The 21,098-nt window shown below is 46.1% G+C and carries 19 protein-coding genes; 14 read left to right on the top strand and 5 right to left on the bottom strand.

From position 1 onward, the window contains the following. Nucleotides 1-6: 6 nt before the first annotated feature. From UF06_RS10205 to rsmF, 3 genes are all read left to right on the top strand, one after another. Nucleotides 7-1,278 (top strand): paraquat-inducible protein A, encoded by a 1,272-nt coding sequence (locus tag UF06_RS10205; protein ID WP_045570359.1) that lies wholly within the window; start codon nucleotides 7-9, stop codon nucleotides 1,276-1,278. Further along, entirely contained in the window at nucleotides 1,262-3,916 is a 2,655-nt protein-coding gene (locus UF06_RS10210) for an MlaD family protein (protein WP_045570360.1), read from the top strand. Before UF06_RS10205 ends, UF06_RS10210 begins: the two co-directional genes overlap by 17 nt. Before the next feature lie 110 nt (nucleotides 3,917-4,026). After that, nucleotides 4,027-5,448, top strand: coding sequence for a 16S rRNA (cytosine(1407)-C(5))-methyltransferase RsmF (gene rsmF / locus UF06_RS10215; protein WP_045570361.1), 1,422 nt, complete (start codon nucleotides 4,027-4,029; stop codon nucleotides 5,446-5,448). A gap of 228 nt (nucleotides 5,449-5,676) precedes the next feature. On the opposite strand, the gene UF06_RS10220 is transcribed toward rsmF, so the two are convergent. Further along, a complete protein-coding gene (locus tag UF06_RS10220) occupies nucleotides 5,677-6,513 on the bottom strand; it encodes a S1-like domain-containing RNA-binding protein (protein WP_045570362.1) in 837 nt (278 codons plus the stop codon). A gap of 97 nt (nucleotides 6,514-6,610) precedes the next feature. On the opposite strand from UF06_RS10220, the gene UF06_RS10225 reads away from it, so the two are divergent. The 3 genes from UF06_RS10225 (at nucleotide 6,611) to UF06_RS10230 (ending at nucleotide 9,503) form a co-directional block, all read left to right on the top strand. Then, nucleotides 6,611-7,966, top strand: coding sequence for a hypothetical protein (locus UF06_RS10225; RefSeq protein WP_045570363.1), 1,356 nt, complete (start codon nucleotides 6,611-6,613; stop codon nucleotides 7,964-7,966). 183 nt (nucleotides 7,967-8,149) lie between these two features. Then, on the top strand, nucleotides 8,150-8,917 hold the full coding sequence (locus UF06_RS27685; protein ID WP_082069672.1) for a hypothetical protein: 768 nt from the start codon (nucleotides 8,150-8,152) through the stop codon (nucleotides 8,915-8,917). Continuing rightward, the gene (locus tag UF06_RS10230; RefSeq protein ID WP_045570378.1) at nucleotides 8,838-9,503 is read left to right on the top strand and encodes a hypothetical protein; all 666 of its coding nucleotides are present in this window, start codon (nucleotides 8,838-8,840) and stop codon (nucleotides 9,501-9,503) included. Before UF06_RS27685 ends, UF06_RS10230 begins: the two co-directional genes overlap by 80 nt. 42 nt (nucleotides 9,504-9,545) lie before the next feature. Here UF06_RS10230 and UF06_RS10235 read toward each other — a convergent pair whose 3' ends face one another. Together UF06_RS10235 and UF06_RS10240 are read right to left on the bottom strand one after the other, a co-directional pair. Beyond that, entirely contained in the window at nucleotides 9,546-10,022 is a 477-nt protein-coding gene (locus tag UF06_RS10235) for a DUF4442 domain-containing protein (protein ID WP_045570364.1), read from the bottom strand. 137 nt (nucleotides 10,023-10,159) lie between these two features. Continuing rightward, the gene (locus UF06_RS10240; RefSeq protein WP_045570365.1) at nucleotides 10,160-10,954 is read right to left on the bottom strand and encodes a putative PEP-binding protein; all 795 of its coding nucleotides are present in this window, start codon (nucleotides 10,952-10,954) and stop codon (nucleotides 10,160-10,162) included. Between the two features lie 293 nt (nucleotides 10,955-11,247). Here UF06_RS10240 and UF06_RS10245 point away from each other — a divergent pair, with 293 nt between their 5' ends. Together UF06_RS10245 and UF06_RS10250 are read left to right on the top strand one after the other, a co-directional pair. Beyond that, entirely contained in the window at nucleotides 11,248-12,300 is a 1,053-nt protein-coding gene (locus tag UF06_RS10245) for a 3-deoxy-7-phosphoheptulonate synthase (RefSeq protein ID WP_045570366.1), read from the top strand. Between the two features lie 25 nt (nucleotides 12,301-12,325). After that, entirely contained in the window at nucleotides 12,326-12,808 is a 483-nt protein-coding gene (locus UF06_RS10250) for a YajQ family cyclic di-GMP-binding protein (RefSeq protein ID WP_045570367.1), read from the top strand. Nucleotides 12,809-12,908: 100 nt separating this feature from the next. Here UF06_RS10250 and UF06_RS10255 read toward each other — a convergent pair whose 3' ends face one another. Beyond that, a complete protein-coding gene (locus UF06_RS10255) occupies nucleotides 12,909-13,829 on the bottom strand; it encodes a bifunctional precorrin-2 dehydrogenase/sirohydrochlorin ferrochelatase (protein ID WP_045570368.1) in 921 nt (306 codons plus the stop codon). A gap of 456 nt (nucleotides 13,830-14,285) precedes the next feature. Between UF06_RS10255 and UF06_RS10260 the strand changes: the two genes are divergently transcribed. From UF06_RS10260 to UF06_RS10285, 6 genes are all read left to right on the top strand, one after another. Beyond that, on the top strand, nucleotides 14,286-15,314 hold the full coding sequence (locus UF06_RS10260) for an amino acid ABC transporter substrate-binding protein (protein ID WP_045570369.1): 1,029 nt from the start codon (nucleotides 14,286-14,288) through the stop codon (nucleotides 15,312-15,314). Between the two features lie 77 nt (nucleotides 15,315-15,391). Further along, entirely contained in the window at nucleotides 15,392-16,597 is a 1,206-nt protein-coding gene (locus UF06_RS10265; RefSeq protein WP_045570370.1) for an amino acid ABC transporter permease, read from the top strand. A gap of 1 nt (nucleotide 16,598) precedes the next feature. Then, nucleotides 16,599-17,696, top strand: a complete 1,098-nt coding sequence (locus UF06_RS10270) for an amino acid ABC transporter permease (RefSeq protein WP_045570371.1) — start codon at nucleotides 16,599-16,601, stop codon at nucleotides 17,694-17,696. Nucleotides 17,697-17,719: 23 nt separating this feature from the next. Continuing rightward, the gene (locus tag UF06_RS10275) at nucleotides 17,720-18,469 is read left to right on the top strand and encodes an amino acid ABC transporter ATP-binding protein (RefSeq protein ID WP_045570372.1); all 750 of its coding nucleotides are present in this window, start codon (nucleotides 17,720-17,722) and stop codon (nucleotides 18,467-18,469) included. A 1,051-nt stretch (nucleotides 18,470-19,520) separates the two neighbouring features. Next, nucleotides 19,521-20,189, top strand: coding sequence for a Bax inhibitor-1/YccA family protein (locus UF06_RS10280; RefSeq protein WP_045570373.1), 669 nt, complete (start codon nucleotides 19,521-19,523; stop codon nucleotides 20,187-20,189). Nucleotides 20,190-20,457: 268 nt separating this feature from the next. After that, nucleotides 20,458-20,787 carry a TusE/DsrC/DsvC family sulfur relay protein gene (locus UF06_RS10285; protein ID WP_039444504.1) on the top strand — a complete coding sequence of 110 codons (330 nt, stop codon included), beginning with the start codon at nucleotides 20,458-20,460 and terminating at the stop codon, nucleotides 20,785-20,787. A 22-nt stretch (nucleotides 20,788-20,809) separates the two neighbouring features. On the opposite strand, the gene yccX is transcribed toward UF06_RS10285, so the two are convergent. Further along, nucleotides 20,810-21,082, bottom strand: coding sequence for an acylphosphatase (gene yccX / locus UF06_RS10290; protein WP_039426312.1), 273 nt, complete (start codon nucleotides 21,080-21,082; stop codon nucleotides 20,810-20,812). Nucleotides 21,083-21,098 lie beyond the last annotated feature (16 nt).

Below are 21,098 nucleotides of genomic sequence, written 5' to 3' on the forward strand. Positions count from 1 at the left end.
GTCACTATGACCTCTCAATCTCCAGACTCGGCAGCTCAGCATCGCACGGAAATTACGCAAGTACGCCTATGTCAGGGGTGTGAGCTGCCTGTCGATGTGATTTCGGTTGCTTCCGGCAAAAGCGCCTATTGCCCTCGCTGTGGCACGCAGCTTTACCGCGGTGGTCGACCGAGCCTCTCGGGTAATTTGGCGATTGCCATCACCTGCTTGATGCTGTTTATTCCTTCACACTTTTTTGACTTTATTAGTATCCGTCTTTTCGGTGTGATGATCCCTGCCACGCTCCCCTCTGGAGTGTGGGCGCTGATGGGTGAAGGATACGTTGCGCTGTCACTTTTAATTTTCTTTTGTAGTTCTCTTGCCCCATTTCTGGTGTGCAATGCTGTGGTACTTGCGCATCTTGCCCTAAAACGAGGCTGGTTTCATCTGCTCAAATATTCGCTTACTACCGTACAAACATTAAAGCATTGGATGATGCTGGATGTTTTTCTCGTCAGCATCGCCGTCTCCTGCTTTAAGCTGCAAGACTATTCGGATATTTTTGTTGGTCCGGGGCTTATTGGGCTGTTACTACTACAGCTTTTTAGCGTGCTACTCATCACCCGCGTCAGTGTGCGGCGTTATTGGGAAACTTGGCATGCTGAGCACCATTACCAATTAGAGGAAAAGCACGTCCACTGTCACAGCTGTCATATGTCTCAACCCGAAGCCGAGCGCTGTATTCGTTGTGACAGTCCGCTGCATCATCGGAAACCTTATTCTTTGCAAAAGACTTGGGCATTTTTAATTGCCGCAACGATTGCTATTTTTCCTGCAAACTTGATCCCGATTTCGATTCTGATCACCAACGGGCAAAGATTGCAAGACACCATTTTCTCCGGTGTCGCCTCGCTGATTAAAAATGGCATGCATGGCATTGCTGCCATCATATTCATCGCCAGTATTGTTGTGCCCGTGGCCAAGATTCTCGGCTTGGCTTATATCCTGATTTGCATTCACATTAAGCGATCTGTGTATCATCGACAGCGAATGATCATTTACTTTGTGGTGAAGTGGATTGGAAAATGGTCCGTATTGGACCTGTTTGTTATCTCAATTATGATGACCTTAGTGGATCGAGGTCGGATTTTAGATTTTACCCCCGGATATGGTGCGGTCGCGTTTGGTTTAGTGGTCGTTTTTACCATGTTGGCCGCAGAGAGTATCGATCCTCGTCTGATTTGGGACGATTACTCGCAAGCAAAAAAAGATGAGTCTGTGCATGAACACACCTACTAGTTCACAAAATTCTTACACCCCTGACGTGCGTAAAAACCGCGGGATTTCTCCCCTGTGGATTCTACCAATTCTGACCATGTTATTGGCTGGATGGCTCGTTGCCAAAGCGATTCATGATGCAGGTCAGCGTGTGCAGATCTATTTCTCCGATGCACAAGGGCTCGTTACTGGTCGCACCACGATTCGTTATCAAGGCCTCGAAGTCGGCATGGTGCGAGATATTAATCTTTCTGAAGATCTTTCGAATATCTACGTCGATGCGGACATCTATCCAGAAGCGACCAAACTGCTCAATCAAAACACCCGGTTTTGGTTGGTTAAACCAACGGCCAGTCTTTCCGGCATTTCTGGGTTGGATGCTTTGGTCTCCGGCAACTATATTGCGATCCAACCGGGTGAATCCAGCGAAGCAGAAACTGTTTTTCACGCGTTAGAGAAAGCGCCAACCGACCTTTTGGCCAATCAAGGTTTAACCCTGAAACTCAAAGCCAAAGATCTGGGTGGCGTCTCAATCGGTTCTAAGATTTTCTATAAAAAGATACCGATTGGTGAGGTGTACAGCTATCAATTGGATGAAGATGGCAAGTCGGTTACCATCCACGCCAGCATTAACGATGAGTATCGACACATCATTAACGACCAAAGCCGTTTTTGGAACGTTAGTGGTATTGGAGCGAGTATCGGTTTTGAAGGTGTGGATGTGCGCTTGGAAAATATGACCGCTCTGCTCGGCGGTGCGATTGCGGTCGATTCCCCCGACGATGGTGAACCCGTGGAGGAGAATAGCGAATTTCGTCTTTACCGAGATCTGAAAACCGCTGGGCGAGGCATTTCTGTCACCATTACGTTACCGGACGACCATAATGTGAGTCCAAACGGTGCGCCAATTATGTATCGCGGAATTGAAGTCGGACAAATCACCGACCTATCGCTTTCAGAAGGGCGCGAAGTGATTGTCGCATCTGCGGCGATTCAACCTGCGTTCAATGATCTGCTCAACAGTGGCAGTAAGTTTATCCTTGAAGAGGCAAAAGTCTCGCTCTCAGGTGTTGAAAATATTGGTAACTTAGTGCGCGGCAATTTTCTCACTTTGATACCCGGCGATGGAGAACGAACTCGCCGTTTCAATGCCATTCGTAAAACCGAATACAATCAAGAGCAAGCTAAGTCGATTGCCATCCGGCTGTTATCAGACAACTCGTTTGGCTTAGATGTCGGGGCGAATCTGCTCTACAAAGGGATTGTTGTCGGCTCGGTGATCAAAGTTGGGCTTCTTGACGAAGGCTTAGGGCGTAAGCCGCATGAAGTTTACTTTGACGTACTGATTGACAACCAATATGCCCATTTGATTCGCTCGCAAAACCGCTTTTTTGTCACTGGAAGTGCCAGTGCAGAACTGACCGAGTCAGGCTTGAATATTTCCGTTCCACCCGCAAAACAGCTTTTAACTGGATCGATAAGCTTTGTGAGCGAGGGCAAGGAGAGAATTAGCCCTTCGTATCAATTGTATCAAAGCCGCTCGCTGGCCGAACTGGCAAAGTACAATCAGAGTGGTTCTCAAACTCTAACGCTGTTTTCCGCTGAATTGCCGCCGATTTCCAAAGGTAGCCCCCTGCTCTATCGCAATCTTCCCGTCGGAAGCGTCTCTGACTTTCAGCTTGCTGAAGGCGGTGTGACGGTCGAGGTCAGCATTGAAAATCGCTACAAACATTTGATTACCGACCAAACCGTATTTTGGAATCGCTCTGGAGTAGAAATCGAAGCCAGCCTTGCTGGTGTTGCAATCAAAGCCTCTCCCTTAAAAACCTTAATCCAAGGCGGGATCGCTTTTGATTCCATTCCCGGCATAGAAAACAAAATTGCCGAGAAGTGGAAACTCTACCCAAATCAAAATGAAGCTCGTACATTCGGCCGTATCATTTCGCTCACCACTAATGGTCAACAAACCGTCAGCAAAGGCATGCCCATTCAGTACCAAGGAGTCAAAGTGGGTGAAATTACTCTTGTCGTGCCCGATTTTAAAAGCGGCACGGTGAGCGCCTCAGCGCGCATCTACCCTGAGTATGTCAGTCATATTGCCGTTCAAGGCAGTCATTTCTGGCTAGCACAACCCTCTTTAGGTATTAGTGGCATAGATAATTTTGATGCGCTTCTGGCGAAATATATCCATGTCCTGCCAGGCCATGGTCAAGGCCAACACCGTTTCAACCTAGAAAGCGATGCCCCCAATTCTCGCGGAGTCGTTTTCACCGTACAAAGTGAACAACGCGGCTCTATAAAAGTTGGCACGCCAATCCTTTACCGCCAGATGGAAATCGGCCAAGTGGCCTCCGTTGAACTTGGAGAGTTTGCGGATCGCGTGATTTCCACCATCAAAATTGACGCGCAATACGCGTATTTGGTGCGACAAAACAGCGTCTTCTGGAATGCATCCGGAGTCGATGTGTCTATTGGCTTGTCAGGGGCCAGCATCAAGGCAGGAACCTTAGACAGCGTCGTACGTGGTGGTATCGCATTTGCCACCCCACAACAAAAGCAGCTCGCGCCCCCAGCCAAAAGTGGTCAGTCATTTTTCCTCAATGACAAACCGGAAGAGGATTGGCTCAATTGGCGAACGCCGATACCTAGACCTGAATAACTTGAGTCTTAATCTCTTTCAAATGCAGCCAAATGGCTGCATTTTTCTTATTTTGTCGCTGAACTAATTCGTTTATCATGCCAAGCAAATTTAGCCCTTGGACCATCACTGTGCATTCTAACGTCTACCTTCCAGACACGTTTCTGGAAAAAATCGAATCCATCCTTCCTACTGGCTTAAACATGGCGGACTTTATCGCTTACTGTCAGCAGCCATTGCGTAAAAGCATTCGCGTTAATACTTTAAAAATTTCAGTCGACGCTTTTTTACAGCGCGCCAAAGAAAAAGGTTGGCAACTCGCTACTATCCCTTGGTGTGAAAGCGGATTCTGGATTATCGCCGACGAGAGTGATGTTCCTCTTGGCAACAGCGCGGAACACATGGCTGGCCTGTTCTACATACAAGAAGCAAGCTCTATGTTGCCAGTCAGCGCACTGTTTATGCATCAGGAAAACTACGCCAGTGTCCTCGACACGGCCGCCGCACCAGGCTCTAAAACCACTCAAATAGCGGCACTGATGAACAACCAAGGTATTTTGGTCGCCAATGAATATTCCGCCAGTCGCGTAAAAGTGCTACACGCCAACATTGAGCGCTGCGGAGTGCGAAATGCCGCGTTGAGCAACTTTGATGGTCGCGTGTTTGGCGGATGGCTACCAGAAAGCTTTGATGCCGTGCTGCTGGATGCGCCTTGCTCTGGTGAAGGTACAGTGCGTAAAGATGAAGATGCAATGAAGAACTGGTCACAAGCCTCGGTGGTAGAAATCGCAGCGACACAGCGCGATTTAATCGAGAGTGCCTTTCAAGCACTAAAACCCGGTGGCGTGATGGTTTACTCAACCTGCACCCTCAGCACAGAAGAAAATCAACAAGTTTGTCATCATCTGAAAAACACCTTTGGCGCCGCAGTCGAGTTTGAAAGCCTGAGCTCTCTTTTCGACGGTGCCGAGAAAGCACTGACCGAAGAAGGCTTTCTGCATGTCTTCCCACAGGTTTATGACAGTGAGGGTTTTTTCGTCGCCAGAATTCGTAAACATCATAGTGTCGAAGCGCCATCCGTGCATAAAAAGCTAGGCAAGTTTCCATTTACCAAGGCGAGCAAAAAAGAACACGCGACGATAGAAAAGGCGCTCAGCGACGATCTCGGCATCGCTCTTCCCTCAGATAGCACTATCTGGCTACGTGAGCGAGATGTTTGGTTGTTTCCTGATGCGCTTGAACCGATGCTGGGCGAACTACGCTTTTCTCGGATGGGGATAAAATTGGCCGAAACCCACAAACACGGCTTCCGCTGGCAACATCAAGTCGCTACCTCATTAGCGACAGGCAGTGAAAAATCAGTGTTCGATCTCAACACAGAGCAGGCACGAGAGTGGTTTATGGGGCGAGATATCTACCCTGAAAATCACAGTGGGAAAGGAGAAGTGATTGTTCGATATAGCGATGCGGTGATCGGCCTAGGTAAATGGGTTTCAAATCGAATTAAAAATGGCTTGCCGCGCGAACTGGTCCGCGATGGCAACTTATTCTGACTTTTATCATTGATGTTTTTAGGCTGATTCCAGAATCAGCCTTTTGTCGTCAATTTGGCTAGCAGCATGCACACCCTGTACTACACTTTTAATTAATGCAGTGTTCTTGTGAAATGACATTCCCTTCATGTCAGTATCCAGCCAAGGACCTCTGTGTTTAGCGCAGGCTCCCTGAGAGCCATTTCCCCTGGGCCCAAAAATGGAACTTTTTGGGCCTTTTTTTGTGACTTATTTCACTAAACGAATGCCATCGGGCTCGATCGTAATAACGCCACTCTTATACAAGCCGCCAATGGTTTTCTTAAACGTCCCCTTGCTGGTACGAAACGCAGCGAAGATCTCTTCCGGGGAAGATTTGTCGTTCAAGGCCAAAAAACCGTCTTTCTTTTGTAGCAGTTGCACCACTTTCTCTGACAAATCATCCATTTTGGCCACGCCCACTTTTTGCAAAGCGAGATCAATCTTGCCATCTTCACGAATGCTTTTTACAAAACCTTTGAGCTTTTTGCCAATGAACAGCTTTCCAAACACATCCGATGGGAAAATCATGCCCCAATGGGCACCATTAACAATCGCCTTGTACCCCAGTTGGCTGTGCTCTGCAATGATCAGCTCAACTTCTTGGTTTTGTGAATAATTGGCAGGTGTTTTGTCCAGTAACTTGTTGAATTTCGTCGTACCAACAATGCGGCCAGACGCTTTGTCTGAATAGACATACACCAAGATGCTTTGCCCCGCGCTTAGGCGGCCACGCTGTTCACTGTAAGGAACCAGCAGATCCTTCTCTTTGATGCCCCAATTGACAAAAGCGCCAGTGCTATTCACGCCTTCCACTTTCATCAAGCCCCACTCGCCCACCTGAGCAATTGGCGTCTCCGTAGTCGCAGCAAGGTGATTATCAGAATCAAAATAGAGAAACACATCCAGTTTGTCGCCAACTTGGCACTCTTGCGGCGCATATCGATTTGGCAACATCACGCTGCCATACTCATCCCCATCGAGGAAAACACCAAATTCGGTGCGTTTTATTACTTCTAAGTTGTTAATTTGACCAACTTTAATCATTGAATACATCTCACGGCAAATTTGCAGAGATTATACGTTATCTCTGCTATTCTTGCGCAAGTCTCGATACAATTAATTTTCCACAAAGGGTTTTTCGTTGATTTCTGTAGATAAGCAAGATTCCATCACCTTAAAAATCAGCCACATCATGGGCGCGAGTAAAAAGCTGGATCTTGACCTCTATCTCTTCGTTCCGGGTGAACTGGGCCTAACGCCTGAAGTACTATCCGAATCAGAGTTCTACTACACCTCGATGGGGCAAACGCGTTCTTATTTCAGTGATGAGATCCTGCTGCCTCTCGTTCATAGCCGCCTTGCGAAACGGGGGCGGTTATCGAACACGCAATATCGTGTCAGCTTAAGTCTGTTTGCCTATCAGTACGTTGTGGCGCTCGATAAAGCGGTGTCTAAACTCAACGACAGATCAGGTGACAGCGTCACTGAAGATCAAGTTGACCAAGTCATCGAACTGTCGATTGATATTCTCAAGCGCCTGCGTCGTTCGATTCCCTATGAAGAAGTGCTAAAACGCTATTACGTGAATATCGATAATTATCTCTCTTGGTACACCGAACAGAAGTTTTTATCTTTGGTTGCACATCTACCACGTGAAGGGGATTACTCCACGATTAAACAGCGTTTGATCACCTTATGCGAAAAAGAGCAAGCGCACCGCAAACTGAACAAGTACAACTCACCCAATGTGGTGGAAGACACCACCCGCATGACCAACAAGATGCGTTTACTGCGACGCTTAATCGAACACCCGATTATATTGACAGAGAAAACCATCTCGCTAGGCAATAATATTAAACGCATGATCAAAGGTATCGCGACCGGATTAGTGATGGTATTCGTCACCACCACGGTTATTACTGCGCGCGATTATCTTGGCGAAATTTCGGCTTCCTTTATTGTTGCCATGTCAGTCATTTATGCTCTGAGGGAGATCTTCAAAGACGATCTGCGCGATATGATGTGGCGCTGGATCCGTAAAGGCAAACCGAAATGGCGTCGTCAATACATCGACCCAACCACGGGCAAGCAAGTTGGACAAAAGCTCGAGTGGTTTGACTACACCGTTTTTGCCAGACTGCCTGACAGAATTCAAGCCATTCGCAAGAAGCGCGTTGTGCAGCGCGAAGAGCAGATTTTGCATTATCATGCACAAACAGAGATGAGCACATCGAAGTTTCTCAGCGGCTATGAGCAGACTCGGGAAACCTTGAGCATCAGCTTAAGGCCATTTACTCGCTTGATGGATAAAGGCACCAATCGTATTTATCGCCTTAACGAAGGACAAGTCAGTCGCGAATCGATAGAGAAACGCCATCTGTTCAACTTGATCATCAAAGAAAGTAGCCAACAAGGAGAGCCCGTTTACTACCGCTGGAAAATCATCATGAATCGCTCAAAAATCGTTGCCATCGAGAAAATCGAACCCATTGAGTAACAAATCGAACTCTGCTTGCCCATTTCATTCCCAACAGTGCTAAGCTTGTCCTTCTGATGACATACAAGAGCCGATCAGCCGTTTTCTGGCACTTTGTCGCCACAAAATATTCTTACGCTACAATAAAGCACATAGCTGGCTTACAATAGCGGGCAAATTCGTTTGAAGTAGAGAACTATCAAAGTGAGCTCAAAAAACACACATTTAGCTTGGCAAATCATCACTGCGAGCCCAGCAGAAAAACTTGTCCTACTTATGCTCGCTGACAATTCGGATTCTACTGGCTATGTCACCATCAATCTTGAAGAAATGGGCCCGCTGTGCTGTTTATCGACCTTTGGTCTTGCGGAATGCCTTCGCTCCTTGTCGCAGCAACACCTTGTTGAAAAACTTAAAGTTGAGTATCGGCAAGGTGCGGAGTTACATATCTTCAAAGTTCTGCTAAGTTCGGTACAAGCAGACCAATCTGCACCTGCACCTGCACCTGCACCTGCACCTGCACCTGCACCTGCACCTGCACCTGCACCTGCACCACAGACTCAATTCCCTAACTTGCCAATGCAAGCTTTGCAAACTAGGAATCAGACTTTAAATCAGCCGCCTCTAGGAAATACGATTTCCACACACGATCTAGATGAGACCGAGATCCCGATGTGGGCAGAGCGTGCTTTTAAGTTTTCGGGCCTAGTGAGCGAACATGTTTTAGTATGGAAAAAGTTTGTACTTTGGCATAAATCCAAAGCCAGTGAACTGTTAACCATTGCTCGGCTTGAAAACAAACTTCAATATTGGCTAATAAATGAGAAACTCAATGAAAGACAGCAAACGAAAACCTCAGAACATTCAGGAGATAGAAACCAAACTTCGGCAAATGGGTATAAACCAAAGCTTAGCCCATCTGAGCGATTCAGGCAGCAGCTCATTCAGCGAGGAAAAAAGCCAACGTTTTGACCATGCCATCACCGAAGAGAGTAACAACGAGCCTTCAGACTGGTGCCTGCATGTATTTGGCTCTTTTCTAAGTGTTTATGAAACGCAATGGGAATACCAATATGGCAGTTTGCCCACTGGGAAATTCATTGTCTTTGCAGAATCAATCGACCCAAATGGCTTAAATCGAGTCTTAAAACATTGCCACGAGCGCATCCAACTGGGTAACAGTTGGCCACCTCAAATGGGAGAGCTTTGGGTATTACGTGATGCCTTAACCAGTGAAGAGCTGTTAGATAGCCGCCTACGTGTTTTATCCAGAAAGCCAGAAAATAAATTAGAAAAATGGCTAATTCAAAACAAACTTTATGACTTAAGCCGAGTCGCTGAAAACAAACTCGATGCTTTATTTAAGAAGTATTATCTTGAGGCAAAACGCCTAGAAGAACGAGGCGATCTTAAAACAGAGCTGGTTGAATATGCCCTTCCTAGTCATTCGGTGAAAAACCTCAACGACTTACAAAGAGAAGAATATGAAACACGCCATGGAAAGGATCTCAACCCGCGTATCCAAAAAATCATCAATGAGAAAAAGTTAAACTCTTAGCAACGGCGTGGCGGAAATTCAGAATTTTCCGCCACTGACTCATCAGGAACACTTTTTGATAGAGAGTGTCAGATCAAATTGCGCCATCGGCTCGCTCCCGTGCAAAGTGGGACATAACGCGGTAATACGCACATCATGATTGACTCGCTCACCCGTTTCAAGCGTTTGTTGCAACATGCGGTCAATCACATCCCCATCGTGACAGACAAAGTGCACGTCTGCCTCTGGCCGTTTGAGAAATTCCGCTTTCACGCCTTTGAAAGCCAGCGAAATTTTTTCCCCTTGATTGCTCGCTTTGCTCATAGCAAGGAAACCGCCAGCCACGTCAGCACCCACCGCCAACGCACCAAAATACATACTGTTTAGATGATTTTTAGTTCGCTTACGCAGCGGGATTTTGACCTCCACCATTTTTTCATTAATGGCGATGATTTTCGGCCGACAGAGCCAGATCAACGGTACTTTAGTAAAACCGAACATGTTCAGATAGAGATTGGCTTTTTGAATTGGGCTGAGCATCGACATTCTTCCATGAAAACTAGTCAGACCAGTTTGTGCAATCGCACCCACAATGTCAAAGAGTTGTTAATAAAAAAGAGAGCCAGATTAACAACTCATGGCTCTCCCTTGCTATTTATTCGAACACCAGACAATGTTTAGAAGTGGAATAACTCGACGGAGTCCATATCAAGCAATACCTGTTGTAAACGCGGCCATTTATCCAGATTCGACAACAAAACTAAAGCGGGTTTATTGACAGTGACTGCGGATTTTACCGATTTTTGCACCAGTTCCAGTACCGCATCATTTTGCACATCGTAAGCATGTAGATGTGATGGATTGCTTTGGTCGACGGCAAGCGTGAACTGAGCCAAATTTTCGATATTGATCGCCAACCCATCAAAATAGTGCAGCAGTTTATCGCTCAGCAGTGCGGCAGAGGGCGTATCAATACTAAAAATCACTTTCAACCCCTGCAAACCACGTGGCAAGCCTTGTTCGGCAAGTAAGTCGATAATGGTCGCCGCATCCGCTAAGGTGCGTACAAAAGGGACGACGACCTCAACGTCCACTCCCTGTGCACGCAACTGCTTGATTGCATCGCACTCTACCGCAAAAATAGGTTTGTAATTCATATCGCAAAAACGCGACACTCCGCGAGCTCCCATCAAAGGGTTAGCTTCCATGCAGTCCGTTTGAACCATGCCTAAAAAGGCGTATTCTGGCAAGGTTAAGTCACTTAGACTCACTCTGACACAAAGTGGCCCTTCGGTTTCATCTGACAATCTAGGTTGTAGCCAGGAAACCCACTCATTGGCTGGCAAGCTTTGGCTGCGATACCAAGCCGAAGTGGAAAAATAGATACGCTTTGAATTTTTTTCTGCCGATTGCGGCAAAACAAAATTCAAACTCAGTGCGGGATGAATGCTTCCCTGAACAAAATGCTCCATGACGACTCCAATTGTGTAGTTATGTGACCGACGATACCGAGCTTAAAAACAAGTTTCAAGTATATTTATTCATATTTTAAACATATTAAGTCACTGATTGGCCATGCAAAGACGGGAAAGAAATTTGCGTGCTATCTAACGAGAACCAAAAGTGAGCACAAAGACCACCTATCTCCTTCACTTGTTTGCAGTTTACAACGCAATTAGATTGATAAGTTTACGGCTAAATGGTTTATTCCTTGGTGCAATTCCGTTATCTTTACCGCTTCGCAATAAAAGAACAAAGCTATCACATGCCACTAAAAACCGATGAATTGAGAACCCAACCTCTGGGTCCAATGCCTACCCCTGCGGAGCTGAGCAGTGCACATCCAATCACTGATGATGTGGCAGAACGAATCGCTCAGTCACGTAGACAAATTGAAGATATTTTGACAGGAAAAGACAACCGTCTTCTGGTGATTGTCGGCCCTTGTTCGGTGCACGATACCGACGCGGCGATCGACTATGCCAAACGTCTCAGCCAAATTCAGGATCAATATCGCAACGAGCTATTCATTGTGATGCGTACCTACTTCGAAAAGCCTCGTACTGTAGTGGGCTGGAAAGGGCTGATCACCGACCCGAACTTAGACGGCTCTTACGCGCTAGAAGCCGGCCTTCACAAGGCAAGAAAACTGCTGTTGGATATCAACAAACTTGGCTTGGCAACAGCAACCGAGTTTCTTGACATGATCACAGGTCAATACATCGCGGACCTCATCACTTGGGGCGCTATTGGGGCAAGAACCACAGAGTCTCAAATCCATCGAGAAATGGCTTCAGCCCTCTCCTGTCCAGTTGGGTTTAAGAATGGCACAAACGGTAACGTGAAAATCGCGATAGATGCCATTCGCGCGTCCAAGGCTTCTCACTACTTCTACTCGCCTGACAAAAATGGCCGCATGACCGTCTACCGCACCAGCGGTAACCCATTTGGACACATTATCTTACGTGGTGGTGACACTGGGCCAAACTTCGATGCACAGTCGGTAGAAAATGCGTGTAAAGCGCTGGCAGAATTTGATTTGCCGCAGCGCCTCATCGTTGACTTTAGCCATGCCAACTGTGAGAAGCAGCACCGTAAACAGCTCGATGTCGCGAAAGACATTTGCGCTCAAATTCGCGCGGGCAGCACTTACGTGGCAGGTATTATGGCTGAAAGCTTTATTGAAGAAGGCAACCAGCCAATGACAGATTTGAACAATCTGCATTACGGCCAATCCATTACTGACCCATGTTTAGGCTGGGCAGATACCGAACAGATGCTGGAGCTTTTAGCTCAAGCGGTAAAAGAAAGCAGATAAGATTGTAAATTAAGGATCGTAAACCATGCCGTCATTTGACATTGTTTCTGAAATCGACATCGTTGAATTGCGTAACGCAGTAGATAACTCAAACCGTGAACTTTCTACTCGTTTTGATTTTCGCAACGTAAAAGCCAGTTTTGAGCTGGTTGAGGAAACGGTGAAAGTTTCCGCTGAAGGTGATTTTCAGCTCAAACAGATGCGCGACATTTTGCGTGGACATCTTGCAAAACGTGGAGTTGACGCCAATTCGATGGATGCCAAACAATCCGAACAAACTGGCAAAAACTGGCATCAGGACATTGTGTTTCTGCAAGGTATTGACACTCCAATGGCGAAAAAGATCGTTAAGCTGATTAAAGACTCCAAGATGAAAGTTCAGGCGTCAATTCAAGGTGACAAAGTTCGTGTGACTGGTAAAAAGCGGGACGACCTGCAAGAAGCGATCGCCGCGATTCGTGCCGCAGAGCTAGGGCAACCTTTCCAGTTCAATAACTTTCGCGACTAAGTACGCACTGAGTATGCAAAGTTCAATCGCATCTCGCTGCTAGCGACCAATAAAAAGCCTCTCGCGAGGCTTTTTTGTTCGTTCACTTCCTACCTAATTCCTAGATAACCAAATCCGCTCCTTGCATAAAATTAAATGCCTGACTGCTCTTAGGAAACAGAATGCACAGGTTACGGTATTCGCCTCGGCTTTGGTTTACCATTTCGGCTAACTGTGCGGAATCGCTATAGCTGCGTCGGTTCGCATCACGCCGCACCATTTCCAAAAATCCCTTCTCAAGCTCAGACCAATACAGCACCATCTCTGCTTTTTGCATATAACGCAGTGCTTTAATAGGCAGGAGTTCGACATCCTCGCTACAACGTATCCAAACACATTGACAACCTTGCTCAAACGGTGAGCGAGTTGCTTCAGAAAACACTTGTTCCAATTGACGATTGTTTTTTGCCTCTTGTACATCATTTCGAGCAAAAAATTGCTCCCAGAAGACTCGACGTTCCTCAACACTTGGCAGTAAAGACTTGATCGCACTGCGTTTTGACTCTGCAAAGTCGGCCAATAAGCTCAAATTTTGCGGCAATAGCGCTTCCAGTGACTCGCGAATATTACGAATAAGTACAGGCGACGAGCCGCCACTGGAAATCGCAATTTGGATCCGACCACGATTGATCATAGACGGGGTAATAAAATCGCAATACGGTTTGTCATCCACCACGTTGACCAACACATTGTGGGCTTTCGCGTCACGGTAAACCTGATGATTGAGCTCGGGGTTATCCGTCGTCGCCCACACTTGGACGTAATGCCGGTTAATTAATTCAGAAGAGTAAAAGCTCTTCAGCCAATAGCACTCTCCGCTTTTCACCACATCCAGCAGCTCTTCAACTAGGCTTGGAGAGACAATCGTCACTTTAGCACCCGCTTTCAGCAACGCTTCAATCTTTCGGCTTGCTACCTCGCCACCACCAACAACGAGCACAGGTTTGTTTTCCAGATCCATGAAAAGAGGAAAATATCGCATTTCAATCCTTGTTTGTTCTATCTGTCTGAAGCGTCATCCTAGCAGATTTGGTGCATTGATATCACTAAGCGTGCCAACAACAAATAATTTTTGTTCAAATTTCCAGCCATGTTCAGAATATAGTTTCAAGATGATTCTTAGGATCGCTCTTTTTGACCATATTATTAGAAGTGTAAATAACAAACACTCTGTTGCACCGCAGTGGTACCTCATTGCACTATTTACATTAGATTAACATTTGTTCATTCTAGTTACCGCAGGGTTTGTGAGTTCTCTCAAAATTCTTTTTAAATTATATATTTGAGAATTCGAAAATCCTTTCCTACGCTTATAAATAATTGATTTCCAAATGCCGTTTAAAATGGAAATCAAGCACATAGGGCACACACAACACAGATTGAGCACGTTGTATCGGGTGTCACCTGGTTAAACTTGGATCATACAGGAAGGATACAAATGGCAAATAAATTAACGGTTCTTGCTTCCGTCGTAGCGGCTTCTACTGCAGTTATGTCGTCAAATGCATTTGCAGCAGATAGCACATTGGATAAAGTCACTAAACAAGGTTATTTGGCTTGTGGTGTGAGTACTGGTCTCCCAGGCTTCTCTAACCCTAATGCAAAGGGTGAATGGGAAGGTATCGACGTAGAATATTGTCAAGCCATCGCCGCTGCTGTACTGGGTGATAAAACAAAAGTTAAGTATGTTCCACTCACCGCGAAAGAGCGTTTTACTGCATTGCAATCTGGCGAGATCGATGTTCTTTCTCGCAACACCACTTGGACACTGCATCGCGACACAGCATTGGGGCTTAACTTTGTCGGCGTAAACTATTACGACGGTCAAGGCTTCATGGTGAAAAAAGAGTTAGGAATCAAGAGTGCAAAAGAGTTGGATGGCGCTTCCGTGTGCGTTCAATCGGGTACAACAACCGAGCTAAACTTGGCAGACTACTTCCGCAACAGCGGTATGAAGTACAAACCTGTTGTATTTGATACTGCAGCGCAAACTTCCAAAGGCTTTGACGCTGGTCGTTGTGACGTGTTAACCACTGACCAATCAGGTCTGTACGCGCTGCGTCTCAACCTAGAGAACCCAAGCTCAGCGGTTGTACTGCCTGAGATCATTTCCAAAGAACCCCTTGGCCCTGTTGTTCGTCAAGGTGACGACCAGTGGTTCAACATCGCGAAATGGACTCTAAATGCAATGATCAACGCCGAGGAATACGGCATTACATCCCAAAACGCAGAGCAAATGCTTAAATCTGACGATCCAAACATCAAACGTATTTTGGGTGTCGATGGTCCGAAAGGCAAAGGTTTAGGCATCCGTGACGACTGGGGCTACCAAGTTGTCAAACAAGTAGGTAACTACGGCGAAAGCTTCGAACGCACTGTAGGTATGGGTTCACCACTGCAGATCGCTCGTGGCGTTAACGCCCTTTGGAATGCCGGCGGCTTTATGTACGCGCCACCAATCCGTTAATGATAAGAGTCTAGCTAAGAATGGGCGGTATGTGATGCCGCCCTTTTTCTAAGTAATGGATTAGAGGTTATAGCTGTATGAAACCCGACAATAAATCACTTTCCACAGGAGCTGGAAAGCCAGCTTCGGGCACCAATTTGTTTTACAACCCCACTTTTCGCTCGGTGCTGTTTCAGATCCTAGCCATACTGGCTCTGGTCTTCTTCTTTTACACCATAGTAAACAACGCACTCACCAACTTGGAGTCACGCGGTATCGCAACGGGTTTTGACTTTTTAAGTCAAGAAGCCGGATTCGGTATCGGTCTCACTTTGATTGAGTATGACGAGACCCACTCTTACGGTACGACGTTTATTGTAGGTTTACTTAATACAGCGTTAGTATCGTTTCTTGGTATTATCGTTGCGACTTTTCTCGGATTTGTTATCGGCATCGCACGTTTGTCAACAAACTGGTTAGTAAGCCGTTTTGCCGCCGTCTATATCGAGACCTTTCGTAATATTCCGCTGCTGTTGCAGATCTTCTTCTGGTACTTTGCGGTCTTACAGGCGCTTCCGTCACCAAGGGAAAGCATCAGCTTAGGCGAATATGTTTTCCTCAACGTAAGAGGACTGTTTTTCCCCAAACCGATCTTTGAATCGGGCAGTGCATTCGTCTTCGCCGCTTTAATTTCTGGTGTGTTGGCGACTATTTTTATTGGTATTTGGGCGAAAAACAAACAAAAGCTCAGTGGTCAACAAACCCCGATGGGTCGCATCGCCTTTTCTTTAGTGATAGTGCTACCAGTATTAGTTTACTTTATTGCTGGCTCGCCAATTGCGTTTGAATATCCTGAACTCAAAGGCTTTAACTTTCGTGGTGGCATCAGCATTATTCCTGAACTAGCTGCTTTACTGGTCGCTCTCAGTATCTATACTGCGGCGTTTATTGCCGAAATTGTTCGCTCGGGCATTAATGCCGTTAACCATGGTCAGACTGAAGCCGCGATGTCTCTAGGCTTACCTCGAGCGCGCACTTTAAAGCTGGTTATCATCCCTCAAGCGCTGAGAATTATTATTCCGCCGCTGACTAGCCAGTACTTGAACCTGACCAAAAACTCCTCACTTGCTATGGCGATTGGTTATCCTGACTTGGTCTCTGTCTTTGCAGGTACAACATTGAACCAAACCGGACAAGCGATTGAGATCATTGCGATGACCATGGCGGTTTATCTGACGTTAAGTCTTTTAACTTCAGCCTTGATGAACCTTTACAACAAAAAAGTTGCCCTGGTGGAGAGATAATATGCGAGTACATCAATTTCAACCGAATCTGCCGCCGCCAGCAAACACTGTGGGGATTATTGGTTGGCTGCGAAAAAACCTGTTTAATGGCCCCATTAACTCGATTGTCACCGTCATTCTGGCCTATTTTGCACTGTCAGCACTTTGGCATATCGTGGATTGGGCGATCATCAGCGCCGATTGGTCTGGTTTAACCAGAGACGACTGCACACGCGAAGGGGCATGCTGGGTATTTATCAGCGTTCGCTGGGAACAGTTTATGTATGGCTTCTACCCTCAAGCTGAGTTGTGGCGCCCTCGCCTTTTCTATGCGTCTTTAGCAATTTTCACTGTGCTTTTAGCTTATGAAAAAACACCAAAACGTACTTGGATTTGGCTCTTTTTCGTCAACATCTACCCATTTATTATCGCTGCGCTGCTATACGGTGGCATATTTGGCCTAGAAGTGGTCGAAACCCATAAATGGGGAGGCTTGTTAGTCACACTGATCATTGCACTGGTTGGCATCGTTGTTTCACTGCCTATTGGCGTCGCCTTGGCACTAGGAAGACGCTCAGATATGCCGATTATTCGCAGTATGTGTACCGTCTATATCGAGGTATGGCGTGGGGTGCCGCTGATTACCGTACTATTCATGGCGTCAGTCATGCTACCTCTGTTCTTGTCTGAAGGCTCTGAGACAGACAAACTGATCCGTGCATTGATAGGCGTGGTCATGTTCAGCGCAGCCTATATGGCGGAAGTGGTTCGTGGTGGTTTGCAAGCGATTCCCAAAGGCCAATATGAAGCGGCTGATGCGCTTGGTTTAAGCTACTGGAAGAAAACGGGGCTGATTATTCTTCCTCAGGCACTGAAGATTACTATCCCCTCAATCGTGAACACCTTTATCGGCCTTTTCAAAGACACCAGTCTAGTACTCATCATCGGTATGTTTGATGTATTAGGTATTGGTCAAGCAGCCAATACCGACCCCGAGTGGCTCGGTTTTGCTACCGAAAGTTATGTATTTGTCGCGTTAGTGTTCTGGGTATTTTGTTTTGGCATGTCGAGATATTCGATATGGTTGGAAAATAAACTACACACCGGTCACAAACGATAACTCTTTAAGCTCAAGGACGTATTATGACGCAACAACAAGATTACATGATCCAACTGAAGGATATGAACAAGTGGTACGGTGAGTTTCACGTACTAAAGAACATTAATTTGAATGTTAAAAAGGGCGAAAAAATCGTTATTTGTGGCCCGTCCGGCTCTGGTAAGTCCACCATGATCCGCTGCATTAACCGCTTGGAAGAACACCAAGCAGGGCAAATTATCGTTTCTGGCACGGAATTGACCGAGGACTTAAAAAATATTGAAGCGGTGAGAAAAGAAGTCGGCATGTGTTTCCAGCACTTTAACCTCTTCCCTCACCTCACTGTTTTAGAAAACTGCACACTGGCGCCAATTTGGGTAAAAAAAATGCCGAAAGAAGAAGCAGAAGCGGTCGCGATGAAATATCTCGAACGAGTCAGAATTCCAGAGCAAGCAGACAAGTTCCCTGGTCAATTGTCTGGTGGTCAGCAGCAGCGTGTTGCGATTGCAAGATCGCTGTGCATGAGCCCTAAAGTTATGCTGTTTGACGAACCAACCTCGGCACTGGACCCAGAAATGGTGCGAGAGGTATTAGACGTTATGGTTGAACTGGCTGAAGAAGGGATGACGATGCTTTGTGTTACCCACGAAATGGGGTTTGCCAAAGAAGTCGCAGACAGAGTGATATTCATGGATGCAGGTGAAATCATTGAAGAAAACAATCCGAAAGATTTCTTCGAAAATCCGCAGTCTGATCGAACTCAGAATTTCCTCGCGCAAATACTCCACCATTAATTCATAGAAAATCGAGTAGGGTGAGGCGTTACCGCCTCATCCCTCTCACAGAACCGTACGTACGGGCCTCGTATACGGCTCATGCATACTCCATATCACCATGATTGGTGGCACAACATTAATCTGAGAATCTAATGTTGTCCGCTTTGTGGGGACAGTTTGTTTTCATCACTGTTGGTAACTTTCATTGCAGGATTTGGCGTTCTAGCTCAACGGCAATCTACCAAACTTAGTTGCAATTACTTCCCTTATACGACCTGTCTCACCAGAATTCACTATTCCTAGTGCACCAATTCGACTTGTCCCGTTGATCAGACGGCTTGTGTATCAATGATAAATTCTAACTACTCATCAAAGTCTTAAAGTATGCTTCCCCCCTTCGCAACTTACCATGCTTTTGGCAATGGCTCGCTCCTTTACACATATTGGCAAAGGTCGGCTTGGTTTTGTACTCCACACCATTACTGGCTTTCATCGGCCTAGCCTTAATCACTACTACGGGTTCATCTGCCACCTCGCACCAACGTACATCTTGAGTCACCTCTTGATGGACGCCTCCGGCGTTTGACCGGATGTGGTGTCAGGCTTCCCCAGTTATTGCACTGACTCCCTGTTAGATATCCCCCCCTCAATCACAGTATTGGCCTGACTAAGTATCGGGCTTTGCGCTATGTTGGACGCTTACCCACCAATACCGCCGAAACAGGTTACGGTTAGTTGTGTACATCTAACTTCCTATGGCTTCCTTCAAACCCCACCGTTAGCCAGTGACGCCCTTGCCATTCGGATTGTCTTCCCCTTAGTCAGGGTGACTCCATTTTCTTTCAAGTGGACGGGTTTGCCAGCTTTGCTGGGCAAACAACAAAGAGGTGCTACGAAACACCTCTTTTTATTTTGCCGATTCGCAATAAAGTGTTACAACTTGAGCGATACATAAGTTACTATTTCCACTATTATTTTGCCTAGTTAGGTACAACGTTAGGCTTGATTTTTGGCACTATCGGCCTCATAAATGTACATATAAGTAAACCGATCTTTTAAGAGGAAGATTATGAACAGTCCAATGTTTTCTCGTACAACAAGTATGGAAAGTACACTTCAGACAAATAAAGTACTGAAGAATACCTATTTCCTACTATCCATGACCTTAGTAACCAGTGCTATTGCAGCAATGGCAACGATGGCAATGGGTATTTCGCCAATCGTAGCGCTCGTCATGCAACTCGCCGCGATTGGTATCTTGTTTTTTGCACTGCCGCGTAGCATTAACTCGTCAATGGGGATCGTCTGGACATTTGTCTTTACAACCCTAATGGGCGGTGCATTAGGCCCGATGCTAACCTACTACGCTTCGATTCCTAGCGGCCCAACCATCATCGCACAAGCGCTAGGTTTAACCGGTATGGTGTTTCTTGGCCTTTCTGCCTACACCATCACCAGCAAAAAAGATTTCTCTTTTATGCGTAACTTCCTGGTGGCAGGTTTGATCATTGTTATCGTCGCCGCCATCATCAACATCTTTGTGGGTTCGACACTGGGTCAGTTGGTCATCAGTAGCGTTTCTGCACTGGTTTTCTCTGGCTTTATTCTGTACGACACTAGCCGTATCGTACGTGGAGAAGAAACCAACTACGTCAGCGCAACCATCTCGATGTACTTGAACATCCTCAACTTGTTCACTAGTTTGCTAAGTATTCTTGGCATCATGAATGACGATTAATATCGTTTTAAACATAAAAAGCCCGATCTCGGGCTTTTTTATGTGCAGATTTTAAATTTATTAGCATTATTATTGCTACCCACCCCGAAAACTTTCTAACTCACTCGCATATATATGCAATTTAAACTTCTAAAACGCCCTTTTGAACGACGCATTAAATTTAACCATTCAATTCAATCTGAACAAACTTCGGTTGAGCTATCGACGAAGACTAGGCTACTCTACCCTTCTTTGTCACTACTTGTCGAAACAACGACGGATAACCACCATGTTTGTTTATAACGGAAAAGAAATTGAAACTGATGCTCAAGGCTACCTGCTCGATCACACGGTGTGGGATGAAGGCATGATCGCCATACTCGCGGAGCAAGAAGGGATTGAATTGACCGATGCACATTTGGAAGTGATCCACTTTGTTCGCAACTTTTATCTGGAATTTAACACCTCTCCTGCGGTAAGAATGCTGGTAAAAGCGATGGAAAAAGCGCATGGCCCAGAAAAAGGAAACAGCAAATACTTATTTAAGCTTTTTAAGCAAGGGCCGGCAAAACAAGCCACTAAATTGGCTGGATTGCCTAAACCCGCAAAATGTTTATAAGCGCTCTTGTAGCCAAGACTGGCTACAAGATTTCGAAGCCATCAAAGTCTCGATAAACACTCTCTTCTCGGCTCAATGCATCAACTTGTGCCGTTTTTGGTCCGTGGGTCAACCAACGAGCAAATGCCTCAAGGCTTTCTTCTTCGCCGCAAGCGATCACTTCAACATTGCCGTTGTGCAGATTCTTTGCATAGCCGACTAACCCCAGCTTCAACCCTTGATGTGACGTGTGATAGCGAAAGCCAACGCCCTGAACTATGCCCGAGACCACAAATTTCTCGCATCGTTTTGTCATCCGTATACCTCTCCGT

Source organism: Vibrio sp. S234-5 (genome assembly GCF_000960595.1).
Taxonomy (GTDB): Bacteria; Pseudomonadota; Gammaproteobacteria; order Enterobacterales; family Vibrionaceae; genus Vibrio.